At 69.6% G+C, this 16,141-nt stretch carries 19 protein-coding genes and 1 other RNA gene; 15 read left to right on the forward strand and 5 right to left on the reverse strand.

Annotated features, from left to right (window positions below):
• Positions 1-2 precede the first annotated feature (2 nt).
• From QFZ27_RS23875 to QFZ27_RS23895, 5 genes are all read left to right on the forward strand, one after another.
• Positions 3-767 (forward strand): amino acid ABC transporter ATP-binding protein, encoded by a 765-nt coding sequence (locus tag QFZ27_RS23875; protein ID WP_429228966.1) that lies wholly within the window; start codon positions 3-5, stop codon positions 765-767.
• Positions 768-802: 35 nt separating this feature from the next.
• Positions 803-1,633: an ABC transporter substrate-binding protein gene (locus QFZ27_RS23880; RefSeq protein ID WP_429228967.1), complete on the forward strand. Its 831-nt coding sequence runs from the start codon at positions 803-805 to the stop codon at positions 1,631-1,633.
• Positions 1,634-1,721: 88 nt separating this feature from the next.
• On the forward strand, positions 1,722-2,075 hold the full coding sequence (locus QFZ27_RS23885; RefSeq protein ID WP_429228968.1) for a hypothetical protein: 354 nt from the start codon (positions 1,722-1,724) through the stop codon (positions 2,073-2,075).
• A gap of 154 nt (positions 2,076-2,229) precedes the next feature.
• Positions 2,230-2,634 (forward strand): low affinity iron permease family protein, encoded by a 405-nt coding sequence (locus QFZ27_RS23890; protein ID WP_429228969.1) that lies wholly within the window; start codon positions 2,230-2,232, stop codon positions 2,632-2,634.
• A gap of 74 nt (positions 2,635-2,708) precedes the next feature.
• Positions 2,709-3,059, forward strand: coding sequence for a hypothetical protein (locus QFZ27_RS23895; RefSeq protein ID WP_429228970.1), 351 nt, complete (start codon positions 2,709-2,711; stop codon positions 3,057-3,059).
• 88 nt (positions 3,060-3,147) lie between these two features.
• Here QFZ27_RS23895 and QFZ27_RS23900 read toward each other — a convergent pair whose 3' ends face one another.
• Positions 3,148-4,002, reverse strand: coding sequence for a LysR family transcriptional regulator (locus QFZ27_RS23900; protein ID WP_429228971.1), 855 nt, complete (start codon positions 4,000-4,002; stop codon positions 3,148-3,150).
• Between the two features lie 92 nt (positions 4,003-4,094).
• Between QFZ27_RS23900 and QFZ27_RS23905 the strand changes: the two genes are divergently transcribed.
• Both QFZ27_RS23905 and QFZ27_RS23910 read left to right on the forward strand, forming a co-directional pair.
• A complete protein-coding gene (locus tag QFZ27_RS23905; protein ID WP_429228972.1) occupies positions 4,095-4,688 on the forward strand; it encodes an isochorismatase family protein in 594 nt (197 codons plus the stop codon).
• A gap of 65 nt (positions 4,689-4,753) precedes the next feature.
• On the forward strand, positions 4,754-5,128 hold the full coding sequence (locus QFZ27_RS23910; protein ID WP_429228973.1) for a 4a-hydroxytetrahydrobiopterin dehydratase: 375 nt from the start codon (positions 4,754-4,756) through the stop codon (positions 5,126-5,128).
• Positions 5,129-5,292: 164 nt separating this feature from the next.
• Here the strand turns inward: QFZ27_RS23910 and QFZ27_RS23915 are convergent, their stop codons facing one another.
• Together QFZ27_RS23915 and QFZ27_RS23920 are read right to left on the reverse strand one after the other, a co-directional pair.
• The gene (locus QFZ27_RS23915) at positions 5,293-5,742 is read right to left on the reverse strand and encodes a dihydroneopterin aldolase (protein WP_429228974.1); all 450 of its coding nucleotides are present in this window, start codon (positions 5,740-5,742) and stop codon (positions 5,293-5,295) included.
• Between the two features lie 193 nt (positions 5,743-5,935).
• A complete protein-coding gene (locus QFZ27_RS23920) occupies positions 5,936-7,069 on the reverse strand; it encodes a succinylglutamate desuccinylase/aspartoacylase family protein (protein WP_429228975.1) in 1,134 nt (377 codons plus the stop codon).
• A gap of 269 nt (positions 7,070-7,338) precedes the next feature.
• On the opposite strand from QFZ27_RS23920, the gene QFZ27_RS23925 reads away from it, so the two are divergent.
• Together QFZ27_RS23925 and QFZ27_RS23930 are read left to right on the forward strand one after the other, a co-directional pair.
• Positions 7,339-8,685 carry an ammonium transporter gene (locus QFZ27_RS23925; RefSeq protein ID WP_429228976.1) on the forward strand — a complete coding sequence of 449 codons (1,347 nt, stop codon included), beginning with the start codon at positions 7,339-7,341 and terminating at the stop codon, positions 8,683-8,685.
• Positions 8,686-8,863: 178 nt separating this feature from the next.
• A complete protein-coding gene (locus QFZ27_RS23930; protein WP_429228977.1) occupies positions 8,864-9,244 on the forward strand; it encodes a COG4315 family predicted lipoprotein in 381 nt (126 codons plus the stop codon).
• 66 nt (positions 9,245-9,310) lie between these two features.
• On the opposite strand, the gene gap is transcribed toward QFZ27_RS23930, so the two are convergent.
• Together gap and tkt are read right to left on the reverse strand one after the other, a co-directional pair.
• Positions 9,311-10,318 carry a type I glyceraldehyde-3-phosphate dehydrogenase gene (gap, locus tag QFZ27_RS23935; RefSeq protein WP_429228978.1) on the reverse strand — a complete coding sequence of 336 codons (1,008 nt, stop codon included), beginning with the start codon at positions 10,316-10,318 and terminating at the stop codon, positions 9,311-9,313.
• A gap of 97 nt (positions 10,319-10,415) precedes the next feature.
• The gene (tkt, locus tag QFZ27_RS23940; RefSeq protein ID WP_429228979.1) at positions 10,416-12,407 is read right to left on the reverse strand and encodes a transketolase; all 1,992 of its coding nucleotides are present in this window, start codon (positions 12,405-12,407) and stop codon (positions 10,416-10,418) included.
• 268 nt (positions 12,408-12,675) lie between these two features.
• Here tkt and QFZ27_RS23945 point away from each other — a divergent pair, with 268 nt between their 5' ends.
• From QFZ27_RS23945 to QFZ27_RS23970, 6 genes are all read left to right on the forward strand, one after another.
• Complete coding sequence (locus QFZ27_RS23945) at positions 12,676-13,761, forward strand: Ldh family oxidoreductase (RefSeq protein ID WP_429228980.1); 1,086 nt, start codon at positions 12,676-12,678, stop codon at positions 13,759-13,761.
• Positions 13,762-13,797: 36 nt separating this feature from the next.
• Entirely contained in the window at positions 13,798-14,028 is a 231-nt protein-coding gene (locus QFZ27_RS23950; RefSeq protein WP_342238248.1) for a hypothetical protein, read from the forward strand.
• 4 nt (positions 14,029-14,032) lie between these two features.
• Positions 14,033-14,359, forward strand: coding sequence for a cell division protein ZapA (locus tag QFZ27_RS23955; RefSeq protein WP_429228981.1), 327 nt, complete (start codon positions 14,033-14,035; stop codon positions 14,357-14,359).
• Between the two features lie 13 nt (positions 14,360-14,372).
• A non-coding RNA gene (gene ssrS, locus QFZ27_RS23960) (6S RNA) lies at positions 14,373-14,531 on the forward strand.
• Positions 14,532-14,564: 33 nt separating this feature from the next.
• Complete coding sequence (locus QFZ27_RS23965; protein WP_429232487.1) at positions 14,565-15,137, forward strand: 5-formyltetrahydrofolate cyclo-ligase; 573 nt, start codon at positions 14,565-14,567, stop codon at positions 15,135-15,137.
• A 12-nt stretch (positions 15,138-15,149) separates the two neighbouring features.
• Complete coding sequence (locus QFZ27_RS23970; protein WP_429228982.1) at positions 15,150-15,989, forward strand: TIGR00282 family metallophosphoesterase; 840 nt, start codon at positions 15,150-15,152, stop codon at positions 15,987-15,989.
• The last annotated feature ends 152 nt before the right edge of the window (positions 15,990-16,141 follow it).

Genomic DNA, 16,141 nt, shown 5'->3' on the forward strand with positions numbered 1-16,141 from the left:
CCATGCCGCCGATGGTGGTCGCCGCCGATGTGCACAAGCAGTTCGGGTCGCTGCACGCGCTGCAGGGCGTGTCGCTGGAGGTCGAGCGCGGCGAGGTGCTGTGCATCATCGGTCCGTCCGGCTCGGGCAAGAGCACGCTGCTGCGCTGCATCAACCAGCTGGAGAGCGTCGATGGCGGCGCGGTCTGGGTCGATGGCGAGCTCGCCGGCTTCCGGCAGGAGGGCGACGCGCTCTACGCCCTGACCGACCGCGAGGTGGCGCGTCAGCGCCTGGCCGCCGGCATGGTGTTCCAGCGCTTCAACCTGTTCGCCCATCTGACCGTGCTGGGCAACATCATCGAAGGCCCGGTCACGGTGCAGAGGCGGTCGAAGGCCGAGGCCGTCGCCGAGGCCATGGCCCTGCTGCAGCGCGTCGGCCTGGCCGACAAGCGCGACGCCTATCCGGCCGAGCTGTCCGGCGGCCAGCAGCAGCGCATCGCCATCGCCCGCGCTTTGGCGATGAAGCCGAAGCTGATGCTGTTCGACGAGCCGACCTCGGCCCTCGACCCCGAGCTGGTGGGAGAGGTGCTGGCGGTGATGCGCGGCCTGGCGGAGGATGGCATGACCATGATCGTGGTGACGCACGAGCTGGGCTTCGCCCGCGAGGTCGCCGGTCGGGTCGTGTTCATGGACCGCGGCCGGATCGTCGAGATGGGGCCGCCGCAGCAGGTGCTGGGCAGCCCGCGCGAGCCGCGCACCCGCGACTTCATCGCCGCCGTCCTGTCGTGACCGGCGGAACCAACAGAACAACAGGAGAGGCTTCCATGACCCGCTTCGTTTTGCTCGCCGCCACGGCGGCCGTCGCCGCGCTCGCCGTCACCTCCGCCTCGGCGCAGACCGTGCCCGACCGGATCAAGCAGGCCGGCAAGATCATCATCGGCACCAACAACAACTACCCGCCGATCATCTTCAAGGACCCGGCGACCAACGAGCTGCAGGGCGTCGACATCGACCTCGGCAAGGCCATCGCCAAGCAGCTGGGCGTCGAGGCCGAGTTCCAGGAGATCGCCTTCGCCCAGATGCTGCCGTCGCTGCAGACCGGCCGCATCGACATGGTGATGGCGGGGATGAGCGACACGCCGGCGCGGCGTGAGACCGCCGATTTCGTCGACTACATGAAGTCGGGCGCGCAGTTCTACACGATCACGGCCCTGGCCGATCAGATCAAGTCGACCGACGACCTGTGCGGCAAGACGGTGGGCGCCAGCCGCTCGACCAACTGGCCGCAGCAGATCGGCGAGTGGAGCGACGCCAACTGCGTCGCCAAGGGCAAGCCGGCGATCACCGTGGTCGGCACCGAGGGCTCGGCCGACGCCCGCACCCAGCTGAAGACCCAGCGCCTGCAGGCTGCGGCCCAGGGCAACGAGACGCTGCCCTATTTCCAGAAGCTGGAGCCGGACACCTATGTGCCGATCGGCGCAGCCTTCACCGAATCCCTGGTCGGCATCCCGGTGCTGAAATCCGATCCGCAGCTGCGCGACGCGGTCAAGGCGGCGGTCGAGAAGCTGCAGGCCGACGGCACCTACGACCAGATCCTGGCCAAGTACGGCCTGCAGGCGAACAAGCTCCCCGTGGCGCTGAACCAGGGGATGTGAAGGGCAGGGCCGTCTTGTCCGGACGGCGGGCGGCCCGCATCATGGCGCGAGGCGGAGCGGCTGCTCCGCCCGCTTCAGGGCGACCGCCATGGCCAAGACCCTCTATTGCTGGCGCTGCCGGGCCGAGGTCCCGATGCTGGACGAGCAGGAGTGGGAGCAGGTCGAGCTCGTCCTGAGCGACGGCATCCGGCGGATCAAGGACCACCGGGCCAGCCACGGCGTGAGCCTGGCGGAGGCCAAGCGGCACGTCTCCGGGACGGATGCGCTGGATCGCTACTTCGCGCTGACCGGCCATCGCGAAACCGACGCCGACGCCCTCTGGCATCACCGGCTGTCGTTGTTCGGCCCGCCCTGCGGCGCCTGCGGCAAGCCGCTCCGGAGGCCGAAGGCGACGTTCTGCGCCGAATGCGGTGCGCCGGCGGTCGTGAACCAGAGGCAGTGAGGGGCCTCGGCCCTCCGCGTACCACCCCCTATTGTCATTGCAGGGCTTGACCCGGCAATCCGTCGCCAATCCTCCACCAGGCCGCCGCCTCGCTCCGGCACGATCTGGCCCGTCATCCCGTTGTCATGGCATCCGTTTCGCGTTGGAGAATGCCATGAAGGACGCCCCCTGGTTCGCCCGCTTCGCCAATCGGATCTCCCACCTCGCCGGCCATCCCGCCACCTTCGGCGTGGCGGCGGGCGCGATGGTGGTCTGGGCCGCGATCGGGCCGTTCGTCGGGTTCTCCGACGTCTGGCAGCTGACCGTGAACACCGGCACCACCATCGTCACCTTCCTGATGGTGTTCCTGATCCAGAACACCCAGAACCGCGACAGCGCGGCGGTGCAGATCAAGCTCGACGAGCTGATCCGAGCCACCGAGGTGGCGCGCAACACGATGCTCGACCTGGAGGAGCATTCCGAGGAGGACCTGCAGGAGCTCCGCAAGGAATACTGCCGGCTCGCCGCCGAGGCCCGGGCCGAGCGTGACCGCAAGCGCGGAATCCGTATGGAGACTTGATACCGGAGAGGCGCAGGGTCGCGCTCCGACAGGCCCGCGATGACGCGACGGGCCGGTCAAGGATGATGACGATCATGCACGACACGGAAACCTCCCGGACGGCCGCCCAGCCGGTTCCGGTCGGGACGATTTGGCAGCGCACCGACCCGGAGTCCCGCCGCCGCATCGCCAGCTTCGCCATGCGCTTCGGCACCTTGCTGGCGCTGCTCGGGATGATCGCGCTGCCCGGCCAGCGCTCGCGCACCGACATGCTGGCGCTGCTGCAGATGGTGATGTTCCTGTCGGCGATGTGGACCGCGCTGTTCGCCTGGGCCGCGCGTGAGCCGCCGCAGCCGGGCCGCCTCAACCTGAGGGACGAGGCTCTGGCCTTTACCGCCCTGTTCCTGCTGGTCCGGATCCTGCGTATTCAGGTGCTTGGAATGTAGAGCCGCGTGGGTTGGGTTCGCGCTGGCATTGGCGAACCCAACGAAATGGTGCCCGTGAAACTGTTGGGTTCGCTGCCGCGAACCCAACCTACGAAGCCCCTTCCAGCCGGGCGCGGTCTTCCGCCAGCGCTGCGGCGAGCCAGTCGGTCACCGCCCGGATACGCGGCACGTCCTTCGCCGGGCCGGGCAGCACCAGCCAGAGCTCGCGGGTGACCACCGGCACGGGGCCGGACAGGCGTTCCAGATCCGGCTCGCCGTCGGCGGCATGGCAGGACAGCACGGCGCGGCCGAGCCCGGCCTTGGCCGCCGCCATCATCTCGGTGCCGCCGCTGACCCGCAGCACCGGCTCCAGCCCGCCCGGCTGGTCGCGCAGCCAGAGCATCTGCGCCACCGTCTCATGCGCCTCATCCAGGGCGATCCAGCCGTCGCCGGCGGCGCCGCGGGCGCGATAGACCGCATGGCCGATCCGGGCGCCGAGCCGCGCCGCCAGGTTGCCGGCACGCGGCCGCGCCAGGCGCAGGGCGATGTCGGCATCGCGGCGCTCGAGATCGGCGTTGGTCTCGGCGCCCAGGATCGTCGGCTGCAGGCCGGGATGCCGCCGCCGCAGATCGCCCAGGCGCGGAATCAGCCATTCGGCGGCGAAGCTGGGCAGCGCCGCGATTCGGATCGGGCCGGAGACCGCGGCGTCGCGGTCGCGCGCGGCGTGCTTGATGGCGATCGCCGCCCGCTCCATCGCCTCGGCCTGGGCTGCCACCGCGGTGCCGACCGGCGTCGGGCGAACGCGCCGGTCGATCCGCTCGAACAGCGAAGTGCCGAGAGCGTCCTCGGCGGCGGCGAGCCGGCGCGACACCGTGGTCTGGTCGACCCCCAGCGCCTGCGCCGCGGCCGAGGCGGTGCCGTGCCGGGCGAGCGCCAGGACGAAGCGGGCGAGGTCCCAATCCATGCCTGCAGTATCGCAGGGTCGATCGGCAGAATCTCGGCTTTTCTGCAGATCTGACCGGAGCCAGCTTTGGGCCATCGCAACCGGAGACGACCATGCTTCCCAAGACCCTGCTCGACCACGCCGGCGCCCGGCTTCAGCCCGCCGCCCTGTCCGAGGCCGTGCTGATGCTGATCGACATGCAGCGCGAATACAGCGACGGCGGGCTCGCCCTGCCGGGCGTCGGTCCTGCGGTCGAGGAGGCCGCGGCCCTGCTGGCGCGGGCGCGCCGCCTCGGCACCCCGGTCATCCATGTGCTGAACGAGCGCAAGGGCGGGCTGTTTGACGTCGACGGGCCCTATGTCGCCCCGATCGCGGCGGTGGTGCCGGCGGCCGGGGAGGTGGTGGTGAAGAAGGGCCTGCCCAACGCCTTCGCCGACACCGACCTGGCCGAGCGCATCGCCGCGACCGGGCGTTCCAAGCTCGTGACGGTCGGCTTCATGACCCATATGTGCGTCGACGCCACCACCCGGTCGGCGGTCGACCATGGCCTGTTCTCGACGGTGGTGGCCGCGGCCTGCGCCAGCCGCGACCTGCCGGACCCGCTCGGCGGCGTGCGGCCGGCGGCAGAGGTGCACCGGGCGGCGCTGACCGCCCTGGCTGACCGCTTTGCCGTTGTGGTGGCGCAGGGGGATGCCGTCCGCGACTGACGCGCTATCCTTTCCGGAGTGCAGGCGGCCCCGCCGGGCCGCCGATCGCCACCGCGAGGATTGCCATGGCCGCCAAACCGCGTGCCTATCCGCCCGTGGAGGTCGAGGCCCGCCTGGCCCGCGACCTGCCGCGCTGGCGCTTTGAGGACGGCAGCATCTGCCGACGCTACGAGACGCATGGCTGGAAGGGCACGATGCTGGCGATCGGCGCCGTCGGCCATCTGGCCGAGGCCGCCTGGCACCATCCGGAGATCGCCGCCTCCTGGGGCTGGGTCGAGGTCCGGCTGAACACGCATGATGCCGACGGCGGCATCACCGACCGCGACTTCGCCCTGGCCCGCAAGATCGAGGAGGTGGTGACATGGCAGCCGGCCCTTGAAGGGGACGGGCTGGAGGGCACGCCGGCCGATCCAAGGTTCTCGTATATCAAGTACGATTGAGTGAGTTTCCACCGAGATCAGCCCTTACCAATCCCGAGCCGTCATGGCGAGGAGGCGAAGCCGACGTGGCCATCCAGTCCCGCGGCCAGAGCATGCTTCGCCAACCTGGATGGCCACGCCCCTTCGGGGCTCGCCATGACGATTCTTGGAGTGCGTCCCCCGGGTCAGCCCTCGCGGCGGCGTTCGAAGCGGACGCCGATGGACTCGGCCTCGGGGAAGACGTCGAGCTTCTCGACCTCGGCCACCGCCCGCAGCACCATCGGATGGGCCATGGCGAGGTCCAGCACATGCTCGGCGACGGTCTCGATCAGCCGCACATGCTCCCTCTCGGCCAGGGCCTGCAGGCCCTGCACCAGCCCCTCATAGGAGGGAACGCGGCCGATGTCGTCGCCGATGCCGCCCGGCGGCAGCTCGACCTCCATTTCGACGCTGATGCGGACGCGCTGGTGCCGCTGCTCCTCATGCGCATAGACGCCGATCGACATCGGCACGACGAAATGGCGCAGCCGGATCAGATAGGTCGCCGCGCGCGAGGTCTCGGCGACCGGAAAGGCGGTCGGCTTCGATCCGGCGCGTGTGACCAGCGGAATCAGGGAACGGTTCGGGGCACTCATGGGGCGATCCGATTGGCGGACACGAGGGCCGTGACTCTGCCGGCCGAGGGTCCGATGGCGTGGCACGGGCAGTCTGGCCGTGCAATGGCCCGAGGAAAGACATCTTCCCGCGATCGGCCCGGGAAGGCGAGAGCGAAATGCACGCATCGCGTGCATGGCTCCCGCCACCCCGGCGAGGCGGATCCGGACCCGATCAGGTCGTCAGCAGGATGGCCCCGCGGCCTTCGATCGGCTCGGCACCGGCGATCTTGGCGACGATGTCGCCGGGCCGCACCAGCCGGTGCAGGCATTGCGACCACAGCACCCCGTCGACCCCGGCATGCAGCGGCGTGCGCGCCTGGTCGGGGGCAGCCGTCGGGTCGACGATGTCGGCGACATGCTCGCCGCGACGCAGCCGGGCGCCGAGCGGCTGCGAGTAGGTGACGATGCCGGCCACCGGCGCGCGCAGCATCTCGTTGCCGGCCAGCGGCGTGGCGTCGCACCGCGCCTCCGGCAGCGGGCCGGGATCGCCGGCCACAACGCCGCGGCGCTGCAGGAAGCGGACCAGCGCGTCGGCGTCGGCGCCGGCGGTGCCGTCGTCGACATCGGCCTGGCCGCGCAGCTCGATCGTCGCCGCCAGGCAGGCCGGCGGCAGCGGATGGTCATCGCCGAGCAGCCGGCGCAGCACCCACCACGGCGCCGAATTGGCCTCGTCGAACGGATTGTCGCCGGACTCCTCGGCCAGCAGCACCGCCTCGGCCCCGAACTCGCGGGCGAGATCTTCGCCGTCCGGCCACAGCGGCGTGCCGAGATAGACATGCACCGGCGCCTGATTGTCGCAATGCAGGTCGAGCACGAAATCGGCGTCGATCGACAGGCCCAGCAGCAGCTTGCGCAGTGCGCCGGTCTCGCCGGCCGGCTGCTGCTCCGCCAGCGCCGCCAGCAGCGCCGCGCGCACCAGCCGGACATTGCGCTCGGCGTCGCCGGTGAGCTGGCCGGCGATGCGCGGCGCCACGATCGGGGCAAGGTCCGGGTAGTGGCGGTTGAAATTGCCGCTTCCGTCCAGGGCAAAGCGGCCGAGATGGTATTGCAGCACCGATTGCGACAGGCCGATCGGGTTGGCGACCGGCACCACCACGATCTCGCCTTTGATCGCCCCGGCGGCGTCCAGCGCATCGAGCCGGCGCAGCAGGTGATGGGCCGCCAGCATGCCCGGCAGCTCGTCGGCGTGCAGCCCGGCCTGGACATAGGTCTTGGGCCGCGCCCCGGGACGGCCGTAGCGGTGCACCGTGACGGTGCGGCTGGTTCCAAGGGCTGGGGAGGGCAACGGGATTTGGCTGACAGTCATCGCGGCACTCTGGCTAAAGGCGCGGCACCCTAGCGCAGCCGCCGCGCGAAGGCATCGCCGCAATGCTGGTCAAATTTACGCCAGTGCTGCCCTGGTTGCCTAAATTGTGATCATTCGTGCTTTGCCTGCCGGCGGCGGCGCACGGCTTCGGCCACTCCGGCAAAACCGGCACGGCACTTGCTTGAACAGCGGCGAAGGGCGGTTCGTGCCGGTGCCGACAGGGCGGTTGCCGACCGTCAGCCGCGAAGACGAAGGCTGGAGACGATTCAATGAAGCGGACGTTTTGGGGAACAGGATTAGCGGGGGCGGCCTTGCTGCTGGCCCTGCCGGCGCTGGCGCAGGACGCGCCGGCCGTGCCGGATTCGGGGGCGACGGCCTGGATGCAGACATCCACGCTGCTGGTCCTGATGATGGCCATTCCGGGTCTGGCGCTGTTCTACGGCGGCATGGTGCGGAAGGCGAACGTGCTGTCGATGCTGATGCAGTGCTTCGCCACCACCTGCCTGATCAGCATCGCCTGGATGGTGCTCGGCTACAGCCTCGCCTTCACCAATGGCGGCGCTTATCTCGGCGATCTCTCGCGCTTCTTCCTCAACGGCCTGCCGGTTTCGGGCGTGTTCACGCTCGGCGCGGGCGGGGCGGCGACCCCGGTCGCCACGGTCATCCCGGAATCGGTCTACATGATGTTCCAGATGACCTTCGCCGCGATTACGCCGGCGCTGATCGTTGGCGCCTTCGCCGATCGGATGAAGTTCTCGTCGCTCCTGGTCTTCGTGCTGCTCTGGTCGCTGATCGTCTACGCACCGGTGGCCCATTGGGTGTGGCAGCCGAACGGCTGGCTCTTCGCCATGGGCGTGCTCGATTTCGCCGGCGGCACCGTGGTGCACATCAATGCCGGCATCGCCGGTCTGGTCGCCTGCATCGTGATCGGCAAGCGCAAGGGGTACGGCACCGGCGCGGCGCATGCCTTCGCGCCCCACAACCTGGTCTATAGCGTGATCGGCGCCTCGCTGCTTTGGGTCGGCTGGTTCGGCTTCAACGCCGGCTCCTGGCTCGCCGCCGACGGCCGCTCCGGCATGGCGTTCACGACGACGCATATCGCCACCGCCGCCGCCGCCCTGTCCTGGATGTTCGCGGAATGGGCGGCGAAGGGTAAGCCGAGCGTGCTCGGCGTCATCTCCGGTGCCGTGGCCGGCCTGGTCGCGATCACCCCGGCCTGCGGCTTCGTCAACCCGACCGGTGCGCTGGTGATCGGCATCGTCGCCGGCATCGTCTGCTTCATCGCCTCAACCTCGGTGAAGAAGGCGTTCGGGTATGACGACTCGCTCGACGTGTTCGGCGTCCACGGCGTCGGCGGCATCGTCGGCGCCCTGCTGACCGGCGTCTTCGCCGACCCGTCGATCTCGGCCGGGGCCGGCGACTATGCCGGCCTGCTCTACGGCAACGCGCATCAGTTCGTGGTCCAGGTCTATGGCGTCGTCGCCTCGCTGGTCTGGAGTGGCGTGGTCACCCTGGTGCTGCTGCTCCTGATCAAGGCGGTGATGGGTCTCCGGGTTTCGGAAGAGGCGGAGCGCGACGGCCTCGACCTCGCCGTGCATGGCGAGGCGGTGCAATAACGCTCGCACAGTTGGCGGCCAGACTTGGGGCGTCCTTCGGGACGCCCTTTTTTTGCCCATGGCGAGGGTGCCGATTTTTCGGGCAGCGGCAGGCGGGTGGACGCAACCACTGGCGGCGCCGGCGCGAATTGTGTCGGAGGAGGTCGCGCTCGGTCGCGCCTGCCTCGGGAGGAAAGCCATGAAACTCATCGCCATCGGCATCGCAGCGGGGCTGCTCGCCGCTGCTTCGGCCTTCGCCATGGACGAGCCGGCGAAGACCATGAAGACCTCGGCCGGCGAGGTCTATACGGACGAGAAGGGCATGACGCTCTACGTCTATGACAAGGACGAGGCCGGCCAGTCCAACTGCTATGACAAATGCGCCACCAACTGGCCGCCGTTCAAGGCCGCGGCCGGCGCCATGGCCATGGGCGAGTGGACCATCGTCCAGCGCACCGACGGCACCGCCATGTGGGCCTATGACGGCAAGCCGCTCTACACCTATATCAAGGACCAGAAGGCGGGCGACGTCACGGGCGACGGCGCCGGCGGTGCCTGGCACGTCGCCAAGCCCGACTGAGGGCCGGCAAAAAAGGAGAGGGCGGCCGAAGCCGCCCTCTCGCATTCCTGAACCAGTGGTCCCGGGTCAGCGGGCCTGGGACATGGCGATCGCGGTGTCGCCCATCCGGTTCGAGAAGCCCCACTCGTTGTCGTACCAGGCCATGATCCGGACGAAGGTGCCGTCGATGACCTTGGTCTCGTTGATCGCGAAGATCGACGAGCGTGGGTCGTGGTTGAAGTCGGTCGAGACCAGGTCCTCCTCGTAGAAGCCGAGGATGTCCTTCAGCTTGCCGCGGGCGGCCTGCTTGATCGCCGCGTTGACCTCCTCGACCGTGGTCGGGCGCTTGGCGACGAACTTGAAGTCGACCACCGACACGTTCGGCGACGGCACCCGGATCGAGGTGCCGTCCAGCTTGCCCTTCAGCTCCGGCAGCACCTTGCCGACGGCCTTGGCGGCGCCGGTCGAGGTCGGGATCAGGTTGAGCGCCGCGGCCCGGGCCCGGTGCAGGTCCTTGTGCATCGTGTCGACGATGCGCTGGTCGCCGGTGTAGCTGTGGATCGTGGTCATGAAGCCGTGATCGATGCCGATCGCGTCATGCAGCACCCAGGCGACCGGCGCCAGACAGTTGGTGGTGCAGGAGGCGTTGGAGACGATCGTGTGCGCGGCGGTCAGCTTGTCGTGGTTGACGCCGTAGACGACGGTCAGATCCTCGTCGGTCGCCGGCGCCGAGATCAGCACCTTCTTGGCGCCGGCCGTCAGCTGCTTGGCGGCGTCGTCGCGCTTGGTGAAGATGCCCGAGCATTCCAGCGCGATCTCGACGCCGAGCGCGCCCCAGGGCAGCTGGGTCGGGTCGCGCTGCTGCACCGCCTTGATGCCGTGGCCGTTGACGATCAGCGTGTCGCCTTCGACCGCGATGTCGAACGGCGCGCGGCCGTGCACGCTGTCGTATTTCAGCAGATGGGCGTTGGTCTTGACGTCGGCGAGGTCGTTGATCGCGACCACCTCGATATCCTTGCGCCCGGATTCTATCAGCGCCCGCAGCACCAGGCGCCCGATGCGCCCGAACCCATTGATGGCAACCTTAACGGCCATTGTCGTCTTCTCCGATCCGATGGTCTTGTACCGATAGCGCCTGGGGAACCAACCCGGTTCCCTTCCGTGTGGGAAGGGCTGGCTCCCGGCATCGGCGTTACAGCTTGGCCTTGGCGGCGGCGACAATCGCCTCGGCCGTGATCCCGAAATGCTTGTACAGCTGGTCGTAGGGGCCCGAGGCGCCGAAGCGGGTCATGCCGACGAAGCTGCCCTCCGAGCCGATATAGTGGTCCCAGCCCTGGCGCACACCTGCTTCCACGGCGATGCGGACCACGCCCTGGCCCAGCACCCGACGGCGATAGTCGGACGGCTGGCGGTCGAACAGCGTCGTGCAGGGCATCGAGACGAGGCGGGTGCCGATGCCCTCGGCCTCCAGCGCGTCGCGCGCCTCGTTGGCGATGGACACCTCGGAGCCGGTGGCCACCAGCAGCACGCGCGGCGTGCCGGTCGCCTCCCGCAGGATGTACCCGCCCTTGGCCGACAGGTTCTCGGCATTGGCGTTCAGGCGCAGCGTCGGCAGGTTCTGACGGGTCAGCGCCAGCACCGACGGGGCGTCCTCGGTCTCCAGCGCGATCTGCCAGGCCTCGGCGGTCTCGACCGCGTCGCAGGGGCGGAACACCATCAGATGCGGGATCGCCCGCAACGCCGCGACATGCTCGACCGGCTGGTGGGTCGGGCCATCCTCGCCGAGGCCGATCGAGTCATGGGTCATGACGAAGACGACGCGCTGGCGCATCAGCGACGCCAGGCGGATCGATGGCCGGCAATAGTCGGTGAAGGTCAGGAAGGTGGCGCCGTAGGGGATGACGCCGCCATGCAGCGCCAGCCCGTTCATCGCCGCCGCCATGCCGTGCTCGCGCACGCCGTAGCGGATATAGCGGCCGCCGAACTTGCCGGGCTCGATATCGGTCGAGGCCTTGGTCTTGGTGTTGTTCGACGGCGTCAGGTCGGCCGAACCGCCGATCAGCTCCGGGATCGCCGGCACCAGCAGCTCCAGCACCTGGCCGGAGGCGACGCGGGTGGCCAGGCTTGGCTTGGTCTGTGAGATCTCGGCCTTGAACTTGGCGAGGATGCCGTCGAGGCCGGAGGGCAGGGCGCCGGTGTTGGCCTGGCGGAAGGCGGCGCGGATCTCGGCCGGCGTCTTCAGGAGGCGCTGGTCCCAGGCCAGGCGCTCGGCCTCGCCGCGCTTGCCGATCTCGCGCCAGGCCGCGATCGTCGCCTCCGGCACCTCGAAGGGTGGGTAGGGCCAATTCAGGTTGGCGCGGGTGGCGGCGACCTCGTCCTTGCCCAGCGGCGAGCCGTGGGTGGCGCTGGTGCCCTGCTTGTTCGGGGCGCCCCAGCCGATGATGGTCTTGCAGGCGATCAGGCTCGGCCGGTCATCGGCGAGCGCCGCGTCGATCGCAGCGGCGATGGCGTCGGTGTCGTGGCCGTCGACGCGCTGGACGTGCCAGTGATAGCCTTCGAAGCGCTTCTGGACGTCGTCGCTGAACGACAGCGAGGTCGGGCCGTCGATGGTGATGTGGTTGTCGTCATAGAGCACGATCAGCCGGCCGAGCTTCAGGTGCCCGGCCAGCGAGCAGGCCTCGTGGCTGATCCCCTCCTCGAGGTCGCCGTCGCCGCAGGTGACCCAGGTGTGGTGGTCGACCAGGTCGTCGCCGAAGCGGGCGTTCAGGATCCGCTCGGCCAGCGCGAAGCCGACGGCATTGCCCAGGCCCTGGCCCAGCGGCCCGGTCGTGGTCTCGATCCCGGCCTCGTGGTCGACCTCGGGATGGCCGGCGGTGTGATAGCCCAGCTGCCGGAAATGCTTGATCTCGTCGAGCGTGATCTTGCTGTTGCCGGTCAGGTACAGCAGCGAATACAGCAGCATCGAGCCGTGGCCGCCGGACAGGATGAAGCGGTCGCGATCGGCCCAGGTCGGGTGGGCGGCGTCGAACTTCAGGTAGCGGCTGAACAGCACCGTGGCGACGTCGGCCATGCCCATCGGCATGCCGGGATGGCCGCTTTTCGCAGCCTCCACCGCGTCCAGGGACAGGAAGCGGATGGCGTTCGCCATGTCTGAGTGGGTGACGGTCCGGGGGCTGTCGCTCATGGCATCGATCCGTTCGGGGACACGGGGACCCGACGATGGCCCGCCCAGGCTCTCATCGAGGCGGGGCGCTCGTCGGGGGCGGCGGCACCATGCAGCCCCGGTGCCCCCGCGTCAATGCCACCAAATGCCCATTTCGGGCCCAAAAGTGGGTGAAAACGTCGGACATTCCAGGTGCCGGGCAGAAGCCCTGGAGGTCATCGGAGCGCTGCGCTACACAAGTCGGACATAACGGCGGCGGCGCCGGCCGAGAGGGTTTCGGAGAGACGGGATGGAACGGTTCGACGGGGTGCGACTGCAGCGGGCGGTGCTGGAGGAGTTCGCGGCGGCGCTGCTGCGCGGCGCCGGGATGTCGGATGACAGCGCGGCGGCGACGGCGCGGGCGATGACCGACGCCTCGGCCCGCGGCGTCGACACCCATGGCGTGCGCCTGATCCCGTTCTATCTCGACCAGCTGCAGAACGGGCGGGTCAACCCGGCCCCGGCGGTGACCGCGACCCGCACCGCCCCGACCTGCGTCGTGGTCGACGCCGATGGCGGCCTCGGCCACCTCGCCAGCTACCGTGCCATCGACGAGGCGGCGACGCTGGCGGAGGAAACCGGGCTGGCCGCCGCCGTGGTCACCCGCTCGTCCCATCACGGCGCCACCGGCGTCTACACCCTGGCGGCGGCGCAGCGCGGCTTCGTCGCCTTCGGCTGCACCCATGCCGATGCGCTGGTGGTGCCGCATGGCGGGGTGAAGCCGTTCTTCGGCACCAACCCGATCAGCTTCGCCGCCCCGGCGCGCGACGAGGAACCGGTGCTGCTGGACATGGCGACCAGCGCCATCCCGCTGAACCGGGTGCATCTGCGCCGCGACACCAACACGCCGCTGCCGCCCGAGGTCGCGGTCGGCGACGACGGCGTCGCCACCACCGATCCGCATGTCGCCACCGGCCTGATCCCGGTCGGCGGGCTGGGCTATGGCTACAAGGGCGCCGGCCTGGCGATGATGGTGGAGATCCTGTGCGCCAGCCTGACCGGCATGTCGCACGGCTTCCGCATGACCAAGTTCACCGGCCCGGGCCAGCCGGTGCATATCGGGCACTTCTTCCTGCTGCTGAAGCCGCAGGCCTTCGCCGCCGGCGGCTACGACTCGTCGCTCACGGCGATTCTCGCGGATCTGCGGTCGCAGCCGGCCCAGCCGGGGCAGGAGGTGATGGCGCCGGGCGACCCGGAAAAGCGCGAGGCGGCGGAGCGCGCACGGCTCGGCGTGCCGCTGGACCGCCGCACCTGGGAGCGGCTGACGGAGTTCGCCGGCAGCGTCGGCGTCGCCGTGCCGGAGGCTTCCGTTGACGGGAACCGGAGCGGCGCATAGTTTCACGCGGATGACGCTGGATCTGGAGTCCCGCCCATGAGCGGGTTGACCGCGGAGCTCGACCGCCTGGAACGCGCCCTGGAGCGCCTGGATGCTGCTATGGCGGCGCAGGCGGAGCGCAGCCAGACGCAGATCGACGAGATCGCGGACCGCGTGCGCACGCAGGCGGTGACCGAGATCGAGACCGAGCTGCGCGAGGACACGGCGACGGTGGCGGCGCGGGTCAACCAGGTGATCCAGCGCATCGAGACCCTTTTGGAAAAGTAACGCCGTGGCCCGGGTCGAAATCAATCTGAACAACCGCCCCTATCCGATCGCCTGCGAGGACGGGCAGGAGGGGCGCGTCCGCGAGGTCGCCACCTTCGTGCAGGAGCGGATCCGGGAGATCCAGGGCTCGGTGCGGACCGCGACCGACACCCATCTGCTGGTCATGGTCGCGCTGATGCTGGGCGACGAGCTGCTCGACCTGCGCGAGGGCAAGGTTCCCGGCGCGGCCGCCGCGGCGCCGTCGCCGCTGGACGATCCGGAGCTGTCGTCGCGGCTGCAGAAACTGGCGGATCGGATCGAGGCCATTGCAGCCCGGGTCGAGACACCCTAAATCTGTGCGCGTAGCGGGGCTGCGCGGTGCGACAGGTCGATTGTCCCTGGGGCCGTAGCACTTCTCTTAGGGAGCTGTCCCTGCCGGGACCGTGGTCCCGGCACATGGCGCCCACCTGCTGATGCAGGGCCCAAGAGGAGACATAATGACCACCGGCCGATGCGGCTCCGCTCTGCCTCTTCCCGCACCGTCTGACGACACGGAACTGCGCGACGCCAAGAAGGCGTTCCGGGCCGCGGCGCGTCAGCGGCGTGCGGCCTACCACCAACAGTATGGCGCCGGGGCGGGAGAGCGACTCCGCGACATCGTCCTGAAGGCGATTCCCCTGCCGCCGGGCGGGGTGGTCAGCGGCTATCTGCCGATCGACGACGAGCTCGACCCGCTGCCGCTGCTGCGCGCTGCGATCGATCGCGGCCATGCCGCCTGCGTGCCGGTGGTGCAGGGCAGGGGGCAACCCCTGGTGTTCCGCGACTGGACGCCGGAGGCGCCGCTGGTCGAGGGCGTGTTCGGCGTGTCGGTGCCGGCGCCCGACGCGCCCGAGCGGGTGCCCGACCTGCTGTTCGTCCCGCTGCTCGGCTTCGACCGCAAGGGCTTCCGCATGGGCTACGGCGCCGGCTTCTACGACCGCACCCTGGCCGGGCTGCGGGCGCAGCGGCAGGTCGTGGCGGTCGGCGTCGGCTATGCCGGGCAGGAGGTCACGGCGGTGCCGGTCGGCCTGCACGACGAGGCCCTGGATTGGATCGTGACGGATCGTGAAGCGATCCGCATGGCTGTTTGAGACGGATTTCGGATGCGCATTCTGTTCCTGGGTGATGTCGTCGGCCGTGCCGCCCGTGTGGCGGTGATGGAGCAGGTGCCGCGGCTGCGGCAGCGCCTCGATCTCGATTTCGTCGTGGTCAACGGCGAGAACTCGGCCGGCGGTTTCGGCATCACGCCCAAGATCGCCGAGGAGTTCTACGAATCCGGCGTCGATTGCCTGACCACCGGCAACCATGTCTGGGACCAGCGCGAGCTGCTGGGCAGCATCGACCGCGACAAGCGGATGGTGCGCCCGGCCAACTTCCCGCCCGGAACGCCGGGGCGCGGCGCCACCCTGCTGCAGGCCCGCGGCGGCCGCCAGGTGCTGGTGGTCAACATCATGGCGCGGCTGTTCATGGACGCGCTGGACGACCCCTTCGCCGCGGTCGACAAGCTGCTCGCCGACATGGCCATGCCGGGCGTGGTCGACGCCATCATCGTCGATTTCCACGGCGAGGCGTCGAGCGAGAAGATGGCGATGGGCCACCATCTCGACGGCCGGGTGACGCTGGTGGTCGGCACCCACACCCACATCCCGACCGCGGATCTGCACATCCTGCGCGGCGGCACCGCCTACCAGACCGATGCCGGCATGTGCGGCGACTACGACAGCGTCATCGGCATGGTCAAGGAGCCGGCGATCGCCCGCTTCATCCGCAAGATGCCGACCGAGCGGCTGACCCCGGCCGAGGGCCAGCCGACGATCTGCGGCCTGGTGCTGGAGACCGACGAGACCACGGGACTCGCCCGCCGGGTCGAGCCGTTGCGCCTCGGCGGCCGGCTGTCGCCGGCCTGGCCGACCGGCTTCGCGCCGGCCGAATCGGCGGGTTGATCGAATTCAACTTACTTCTCCGCAATCCCGCCTATCCGATTGCGGTGAAACGGAATCTCCCGGGCCGGAAACTTTCGTGCCTCTTTCCTCCGGGCCACAAAACCGCCATAGTCTGGGCCTAACGCGGCGCCGGTGAGCGTGCGGTGGCGCTT

This window comes from Inquilinus ginsengisoli, assembly GCF_050434925.1.
GTDB lineage: Bacteria > Pseudomonadota > Alphaproteobacteria > DSM-16000 > Inquilinaceae > Inquilinus > Inquilinus ginsengisoli_B.

What these genes read in the sequence shown, in the direction of transcription:
- QFZ27_RS23915 (WP_429228974.1), bottom strand. Translation starts at nt 5,742, where the DNA reads ATGAGTGCCCCGAACCGTTCCCTGATTCCGCTGGTCACACGCGCCGGA.
- QFZ27_RS23925 (WP_429228976.1), top strand. Translation starts at nt 7,339, where the DNA reads ATGAAGCGGACGTTTTGGGGAACAGGATTAGCGGGGGCGGCCTTGCTG.
- QFZ27_RS23920 (WP_429228975.1), bottom strand. Translation starts at nt 7,069, where the DNA reads ATGACTGTCAGCCAAATCCCGTTGCCCTCCCCAGCCCTTGGAACCAGC.
- QFZ27_RS23950 (WP_342238248.1), top strand. Translation starts at nt 13,798, where the DNA reads ATGAGCGGGTTGACCGCGGAGCTCGACCGCCTGGAACGCGCCCTGGAG.
- QFZ27_RS23905 (WP_429228972.1), top strand. Translation starts at nt 4,095, where the DNA reads ATGCTTCCCAAGACCCTGCTCGACCACGCCGGCGCCCGGCTTCAGCCC.
- QFZ27_RS23890 (WP_429228969.1), top strand. Translation starts at nt 2,230, where the DNA reads ATGAAGGACGCCCCCTGGTTCGCCCGCTTCGCCAATCGGATCTCCCAC.
- tkt (WP_429228979.1), bottom strand. Translation starts at nt 12,407, where the DNA reads ATGAGCGACAGCCCCCGGACCGTCACCCACTCAGACATGGCGAACGCC.
- gap (WP_429228978.1), bottom strand. Translation starts at nt 10,318, where the DNA reads ATGGCCGTTAAGGTTGCCATCAATGGGTTCGGGCGCATCGGGCGCCTG.
- QFZ27_RS23900 (WP_429228971.1), bottom strand. Translation starts at nt 4,002, where the DNA reads ATGGATTGGGACCTCGCCCGCTTCGTCCTGGCGCTCGCCCGGCACGGC.
- QFZ27_RS23930 (WP_429228977.1), top strand. Translation starts at nt 8,864, where the DNA reads ATGAAACTCATCGCCATCGGCATCGCAGCGGGGCTGCTCGCCGCTGCT.
- QFZ27_RS23910 (WP_429228973.1), top strand. Translation starts at nt 4,754, where the DNA reads ATGGCCGCCAAACCGCGTGCCTATCCGCCCGTGGAGGTCGAGGCCCGC.
- QFZ27_RS23885 (WP_429228968.1), top strand. Translation starts at nt 1,722, where the DNA reads ATGGCCAAGACCCTCTATTGCTGGCGCTGCCGGGCCGAGGTCCCGATG.
- QFZ27_RS23945 (WP_429228980.1), top strand. Translation starts at nt 12,676, where the DNA reads ATGGAACGGTTCGACGGGGTGCGACTGCAGCGGGCGGTGCTGGAGGAG.
- QFZ27_RS23880 (WP_429228967.1), top strand. Translation starts at nt 803, where the DNA reads ATGACCCGCTTCGTTTTGCTCGCCGCCACGGCGGCCGTCGCCGCGCTC.
- QFZ27_RS23875 (WP_429228966.1), top strand. Translation starts at nt 3, where the DNA reads ATGCCGCCGATGGTGGTCGCCGCCGATGTGCACAAGCAGTTCGGGTCG.
- QFZ27_RS23970 (WP_429228982.1), top strand. Translation starts at nt 15,150, where the DNA reads ATGCGCATTCTGTTCCTGGGTGATGTCGTCGGCCGTGCCGCCCGTGTG.
- QFZ27_RS23895 (WP_429228970.1), top strand. Translation starts at nt 2,709, where the DNA reads ATGCACGACACGGAAACCTCCCGGACGGCCGCCCAGCCGGTTCCGGTC.